7 protein-coding genes are annotated in these 6,000 nt (G+C 57.3%); 4 read left to right on the top strand and 3 right to left on the bottom strand.

Annotated elements, in window-relative coordinates; genetic code table 11:
- Positions 1–562: 562 nt before the first annotated feature.
- Both C468_RS01770 and C468_RS01765 read right to left on the bottom strand, forming a co-directional pair.
- A complete protein-coding gene (locus tag C468_RS01770; protein WP_008847161.1) occupies positions 563–811 on the bottom strand; it encodes a type II toxin-antitoxin system HicA family toxin in 249 nt (82 codons plus the stop codon).
- A 5-nt stretch (positions 812–816) separates the two neighbouring features.
- Complete coding sequence (locus C468_RS01765) at positions 817–1,119, bottom strand: type II toxin-antitoxin system HicB family antitoxin (protein ID WP_049911877.1); 303 nt, start codon at positions 1,117–1,119, stop codon at positions 817–819.
- Positions 1,120–1,466: 347 nt separating this feature from the next.
- Here C468_RS01765 and C468_RS01760 point away from each other — a divergent pair, with 347 nt between their 5' ends.
- The 4 genes from C468_RS01760 (at position 1,467) to msrA (ending at position 4,552) form a co-directional block, all read left to right on the top strand.
- On the top strand, positions 1,467–2,042 hold the full coding sequence (locus C468_RS01760; RefSeq protein WP_206536733.1) for a helix-turn-helix domain-containing protein: 576 nt from the start codon (positions 1,467–1,469) through the stop codon (positions 2,040–2,042).
- A 276-nt stretch (positions 2,043–2,318) separates the two neighbouring features.
- Positions 2,319–3,119: an alpha/beta fold hydrolase gene (locus tag C468_RS01755; protein ID WP_152422849.1), complete on the top strand. Its 801-nt coding sequence runs from the start codon at positions 2,319–2,321 to the stop codon at positions 3,117–3,119.
- A 207-nt stretch (positions 3,120–3,326) separates the two neighbouring features.
- The gene (locus C468_RS18940; RefSeq protein ID WP_080510594.1) at positions 3,327–3,680 is read left to right on the top strand and encodes a hypothetical protein; all 354 of its coding nucleotides are present in this window, start codon (positions 3,327–3,329) and stop codon (positions 3,678–3,680) included.
- A 266-nt stretch (positions 3,681–3,946) separates the two neighbouring features.
- A complete protein-coding gene (gene msrA, locus C468_RS01750; protein ID WP_049911890.1) occupies positions 3,947–4,552 on the top strand; it encodes a peptide-methionine (S)-S-oxide reductase MsrA in 606 nt (201 codons plus the stop codon).
- 304 nt (positions 4,553–4,856) lie between these two features.
- On the opposite strand, the gene C468_RS01745 is transcribed toward msrA, so the two are convergent.
- Entirely contained in the window at positions 4,857–5,771 is a 915-nt protein-coding gene (locus C468_RS01745; protein WP_049911875.1) for a DMT family transporter, read from the bottom strand.
- Positions 5,772–6,000: the final 229 nt, after the last annotated feature.

The following is a 6,000-nucleotide window of genomic DNA, read 5'->3' as shown; positions in this document are numbered from 1 at the left end:
TGTGAAAACAGCAGATCCCCAGACGGCGTAATCATTTTGTCGCTAGACGTGGTTTGCCCGGGTAGCAGCGTTTCCATAGGTGAAATCCTCAGGAACTGATAGGTACTGGTTGCTGAATGTAGAGGATGCAGTCAGCAATGGAACTGCGTTATTTTCTCCATCAAAATCCAGAACCAACCGGTAGAACGTGCCTGCTTACTAATCACGTTTCACCCATCGCTGAGTATGTTGCCAGAGCAATCACCAATGCTCCACCCCCAATAGCAATACTGACAGTCTCCGCTCGAGGGGCTCCGAAACCAAGCAACACGACACCTAGTACCCCCAGTATCCCAGTTACAGCTAATTTCTGTTGTGGGGAGACCTCGGTTGCGGTGGCGCGGGCCATGAGTACAGCTATTGGATAAAATCAAAAAAAGTTGTGTCCACTCAGAACCCTGTATTGAACGAATCAATCCAGAAGATGTCATCTTCTGGGTATCTTACAGGGCCTAAGCGCTGAACTAGCAGATCCGTCTGGGAGTACAGTCCAATATTTTCGGCGGATTAGTTGAGCGGCGAATCAGCACTGCCGGTCGATCCACTGACACCACTTCTCGAAGTCTTCCGCTCCGGACTGGTCTGCGATGTTACGTAGTGTTCCAGTTCGGATCCGATCGTGTTGCGGGACGGAGACGACACGGACATCGTCGTCGTTCGTCGGGTGCTCGTACCGCAGTTTGACGTGGCTACCGGTCCGGTCAACAATGACGAAGCGGTTTTTCGTGAGTGCCTTGACGACGTCGCGCCCAGAGAAATCGCGTGACGCCATCCAATTTACTGCATGAAGTCGGGGAGGCCATCGTGCTCATCACGAGCCTGCGCTACCTCATCCGGGTCGATACCGAGCTCCTCGAGTACTTTCTCCTCTTCCTCCCGGGTATCGATCGACTCGCCGATATCTCCCTTGTGGAGCGCGACTGCCTCGTCGAGATTGTCGAGGGCGTCTTGCCTCGTCTCACCTTGGCTCGCAACACCTGTCTCCTCGTCACGGGCGACCCACCAGCCGCCGTCCGCCTGAGTGAGCGTGATCGTTCGCCCACTCTGGACGTCGTCGTTCGTACTCGTTTCGGTGCTCATTATCACCATGTTACCTGAGCGGCGTCATAAGCATTCGGCCGCTAATCGAACATACCGTGTAAAATCGACTCAACAACCGAGACATGTGCGTACCCTGTAGTTGATGACAATCAGTCGGCCACGTTCGCAGGGACCATCTGAATCCTCGTCCCGCCTCTTCCTTAAATTAACACCGCGCGTACCCGAGGGCGAGACTATATCTGGGAGTCAATCACCCATACAATAGGATGCTTACGGCCAAAGTCTGTGTTGAGTTTCAACGAGACTAGACCGAGAAGTTACAACAACACAAAGTGTTTGGAGTGTTTCTCGCGTCCACGTTCCAGAATCGCAATTATATTGGGCTTATGACGCTCGAGACGGACGATTTCGACGAAACCATCGAGATCATCGAAGACCATAGCGACATCGAAGCGGTTGAACTGATCGAGCGATTCTCCGCCGACGAGTCGTCACGAACGGCGGGGACGTTGTTCCTGCGAGGAACGCTGTCACAGTTTTCGCCGCTACAGACGCTGATGTATGAAGGGTACCTCCCGATCGGATCGACGAAGTTGGAAGACGGGTGCGAGTGCTTCGACCTTCTCTTAAACAATCAAAAAGACCTCTCCGACGTAACGGATGTCTTGAGCGAATCCGGTCCGGTTCATCTTGAGCGCGTCTCACAGGATTTCAAACGAGAGATCACTCCGTCGACGACCGAGTGGCACGAACTGCTTTCGTCGATTCCAGACCGGCAGCGGGAGCTCCTGACGCTCGCCTTAGAACACGGATATTTTGAGATCCCCCGACAGGTCACGCTCGAAGAGTTAGCCGAACAGATGGATATCACGAAAACCACGGCTTCGAATCACCTGCGAAAAGCCGAACAACAAGTGATGGCGTTCTTAATCGAATACATTAATCTCGCGGCTGAGAGCTGATCCTTTTCGCGTGGTCCACAGCTCGAAGTTCAAAGGTCGCATTGCTCCCGCGCGAAAGTCGCGGACTTCCTACACCAGCTTCCGTATCTCGCACGCCGCTACCAACAGATCGTGGAGAGACCAGTGTTTGACATGAGTGCGTGAGTCCCCTGTACTGACCACACCCCAGTCAGAATATATCACTTCCTGAGGTTCAACAGAGCCAACAAACCCAAATATGTTGTTGGCATCAGAGTTGGTCATAACAGCTAACAACAATCACACACATCTACCGATATGCCAACCGAATCGGTCAACGGAGCCGAAATGTACTATGAGTCGACTGGAGATGGAGTTCCGATTGTCTTCCTCCACGGCGTGCTGATGAGTAGCCGATTCTTCAGCGAGCAGCAGCCACTCAGCGAAGAGTATCAGCTGATCACGCTCGATTTTAGAGGACACGGTCGCTCCGAAAAGACCGAAACTGGACATACGCTGCCACAGTATGCCCGTGACTTGGAAGCGTTCCTCGACGCGCAGGACCTTTCAGATGTCGTCGTTGTCGGCTGGTCGATGGGATCGCTTGTGGCGTGGGAATACGTTCGGCAGTTTGGGACAGACCGATTCCGAGGCTTCGTGAGTGTCGAACAACAGCCACTCGATCTTGAGCAAGAGGGCTACGATCACGGTGTGTTCGGATTTGACGAACTTCGTGGACTCATGGAGCTCGCACAAACCAACCCGCACGAACTGGCGTTGTCATTCATTGAGCAGATGCTTGTGGATGAACCGGACTCGGTCGAACAGACGCTCTTCGATGAGATCACACGAGTGCCACCGTCGATCACGAGCGCGATTCTCTTCGACCAATCAGTACGCGACTACCGGGAGGCGGTAGCAGACGTTGATGTTCCCACCCTTGTGTGCCTTGGTGAAGACGAAACGATGCTAGAGAATGGTGGGATCGAATACGTTGCCGATAATACGCCCGACGCCGAGGTTGAGTGGTTCCCTAATAGTGGTCACTGCCCGTTCCTCGAGGAGCCTGAGCAATTCAATCACGTCATTTCGTCTTTCATCGCGGAACGCTGCCGCTAGTGGGTGTAGCTACGCAGACCAGCGGCGCACCCTCGGTGTCGTGGTCACATTGGTGGATTCCTCCCACGGCTGAAGCCGTGGGCCTCCTCCTCGTTCGGCTGTGACACCGGAGACTCTCATCTACTCTTCAGAGAGAGCCCCCCGACACCCAACAGACGAAGCCACAGAGGGGTCGCCGTTGAAGTAGCCTCAAGACGAAGCGGAGTCATGACGGACGATTCGTTTGCTACCGACGAGGCCGGGGTACCGACCGTCTCGTGTACTCGTTGTGACCGAGAGTGGACGCTGGACAACGAACTTGACAATCTCGATCCGGGCAGCCACGCGATCGAACAGTTCGCGCTTGACCATGAGCGTCACACCGGTCACTACCCGGACGATGTGACCCCGTGGATCGTTCGGTGCCGGCGCTGCCCGGACGGCGAACAGTTTCTCGCAGAGCGACCCGCCCGTCGCTGGGCAGAGACTCACGCGAGACACACGCGTCACGCCGTACGTATCGAAGCACCGACGGGGGCCGACGATGTCGTATCGGGTGAAAACGACGAGAATCACTCGTAGGGGTACTCTTCCGTCCACTACGTCTCCCGAGGTCATACTCGCAAAAAACGGCGTAGAGATCGAGCGAGCTGTCGACGAGCCCTGCGTTGAGCTGCAAACTCGTCCGTGACCCCGTTCTCGACAATCGCGACACGAAGACCGCGAACCCATTTTCGACGACACACTGCGACCGACACGTAACGTATACGTCTACGAGCCTGACTGGTAGGTAGATGCGGTGGGATCCACGAACCGCACTTCGGCGGCTCTCCAGGCTGATGACCTCAATGACGCTCACAGAAACACAGATACACGAGTACGACCGCCGTGCGATGGACAGCAACGAAACTGCGACGGCCACATTCGGGATTGGGTGTTTTTGGGGACCAGAGGCCCAGTTCGGGGCGATTGACGGCGTTGTACGCGCCCGTGTCGGCTACGCTGGGGGAACAAAACGCGGTCCGGAATACCACTCCTTGGGTGACCACACCGAAGTGTTCCAGGTCGAGTTCGATCCGGACAGCATCACGTATCGAGATCTGCTGGAACTGGTCTTTGAGTCGCACAATCCGCAGCAGCAAACCAGAAAGACACAGTATCAGAATGTCGTCTTCGCTGCGACAGCGGCCCAACAAGCAGCCCTCAATGAGTTTCTCACTGCCCAGGGGCTTACTGCTGATGGGATTGGAACGCGGGTTGAGCAGCTCTCTCGATTCTACCTTGCTGAAGACTATCATCAAAAGTACAAGCTCCGTTCGGTCTCCTCGTATATGGACGCGTTTGAGGCGGCCGGATACGACGACGACGACCTGCGCGAATCGCCGATCGCCGCCAAGCTGAACGGGTACGCCGCCGGATACGATGTCGCTGTTGCCGAGGAGTTATCGACCTAGTCGCGAGATGGTGTCGATCAACTCGGCTTATACTCGGAGAGCGGGCTTCCAGCTTGAGAACGAACGCCGGTGTTGAAAACGAACCCCAAGATTTGATCTAGAATCGTCTGTGGCCTCACTATCTGAATTGGTTTATAAATAGTATGAATAAAACGCGTCAAATACCAGCTAATTCTGCCAACGGTTCGCCAACTGATTCTGGAACATGTCACCCGCTAAATTCACCGAACTGGCCTGGCGTCGCCATGGGTAATCTTGTACTCAATTCTCGAAAATCAAACAAGAGGGCAATACCCGATGGCTGTCACCTTGGCGTCACGACGCGCCGCGAGGTTCGACGCAGCGCCCGCCACTTCGCGGCGACGAACCCCGCGAGGATGAACGCGAACCCGGCGACGGTTGCGGGCGTCACATCCTGCCCGAGCACGAGCCAGCCCGCCAGCGCCGCGAATACGGGAATCACGTACTCGATGAAGCTCATCTCGATGGGGCCGAGGTCGTCCAGTAAGGTGAAGTACAGCAGGAAGCCGCCGACGCCGGCGACCGCGGAGAGGTACGCGATGGCGCCGAGCGCGGACGGCGTCCACGTGGCGGCCGCGAACGACTGCCCGGGGAGCACGAGCACGGCGGTGTGAAGGACGACCGCGCCGACGGCCATCATCCACGCCTGCGTGGAGAGGAAGGGCATCGACGGCGATCGGCTGTGCGTGACGACCGCGGCAACGGCGAACGCGAGCGCGGACGCGAGCACGAGCATGACCCCGAGAACGCTGTCCGCGAGGTTCGCGGGGTCGGGATCGGCGATGATGACGACGCCAACGAACCCGAGCGCGACGCCGAGTGCAGTTGCGGAGGTGAACTCCTCGTCGGTGGAGACGAGCCGCGTGAGCGCGGGCGTTACCACGGGGACGAGCCCCAACAGAACGGCGGCGACACCGCCCGTGACGTACCGCTGGCCGGCGAAGAGGAACGCGTGGTGGGCGCCGATGATGAGCGCGCCGCCGACGAGCACGTAGACGTAGTCGTCACGAGTCCGGGGGCGGACGTCCGCACCGGAGGCGAAAACGGCGGCGAACAGCAGCGCGGCAGCGACGTCGAAGCGTACGGCTGCGAACGGTACCGCGGGGAGATCTCCGAGGCCGACGTCCGTCGCCATGAACGCCGTCCCCCAGACTGCACACAGCAGCAAGAAGCGGCCAGCCGTCCGGTAGCGACTCATTCACGAGGAAGTCGCCGCCAACGACGAAAGATGCGTCGAACCGTCCCGGCAATCCGAGCATTCGGATACGCTTGGCGACGGCGTCGACTGCTCGGTGTGATGCAGCTACACGGATCGCAACGTCTGCTCGGACGCCATCAGCAGACTCTACATCCGCGAGGAGCACTTTGACCTCCCGCCTAGGATACGGGCTAGCGGAGGAACGCCAACACCACATCCAGCCACGAAA

The sequence above is a fragment of the Halorubrum kocurii JCM 14978 genome, assembly GCF_000337355.1.
GTDB classification, from domain to species: Archaea; Halobacteriota; Halobacteria; order Halobacteriales; family Haloferacaceae; genus Halorubrum; species Halorubrum kocurii.
The sequence above is the reverse complement of the archived record's forward strand: the minus strand, read 5'-3'. Positions and strand labels throughout refer to the sequence as shown.

What these genes read in the sequence shown, in the direction of transcription:
- C468_RS01770 (WP_008847161.1), bottom strand. Translation starts at nt 811, where the DNA reads ATGGCGTCACGCGATTTCTCTGGGCGCGACGTCGTCAAGGCACTCACG.
- C468_RS01765 (WP_049911877.1), bottom strand. Translation starts at nt 1,119, where the DNA reads ATGAGCACCGAAACGAGTACGAACGACGACGTCCAGAGTGGGCGAACG.
- C468_RS01760 (WP_206536733.1), top strand. Translation starts at nt 1,467, where the DNA reads ATGACGCTCGAGACGGACGATTTCGACGAAACCATCGAGATCATCGAA.
- C468_RS01755 (WP_152422849.1), top strand. Translation starts at nt 2,319, where the DNA reads ATGCCAACCGAATCGGTCAACGGAGCCGAAATGTACTATGAGTCGACT.
- C468_RS18940 (WP_080510594.1), top strand. Translation starts at nt 3,327, where the DNA reads ATGACGGACGATTCGTTTGCTACCGACGAGGCCGGGGTACCGACCGTC.
- msrA (WP_049911890.1), top strand. Translation starts at nt 3,947, where the DNA reads ATGACGCTCACAGAAACACAGATACACGAGTACGACCGCCGTGCGATG.
- C468_RS01745 (WP_049911875.1), bottom strand. Translation starts at nt 5,771, where the DNA reads ATGAGTCGCTACCGGACGGCTGGCCGCTTCTTGCTGCTGTGTGCAGTC.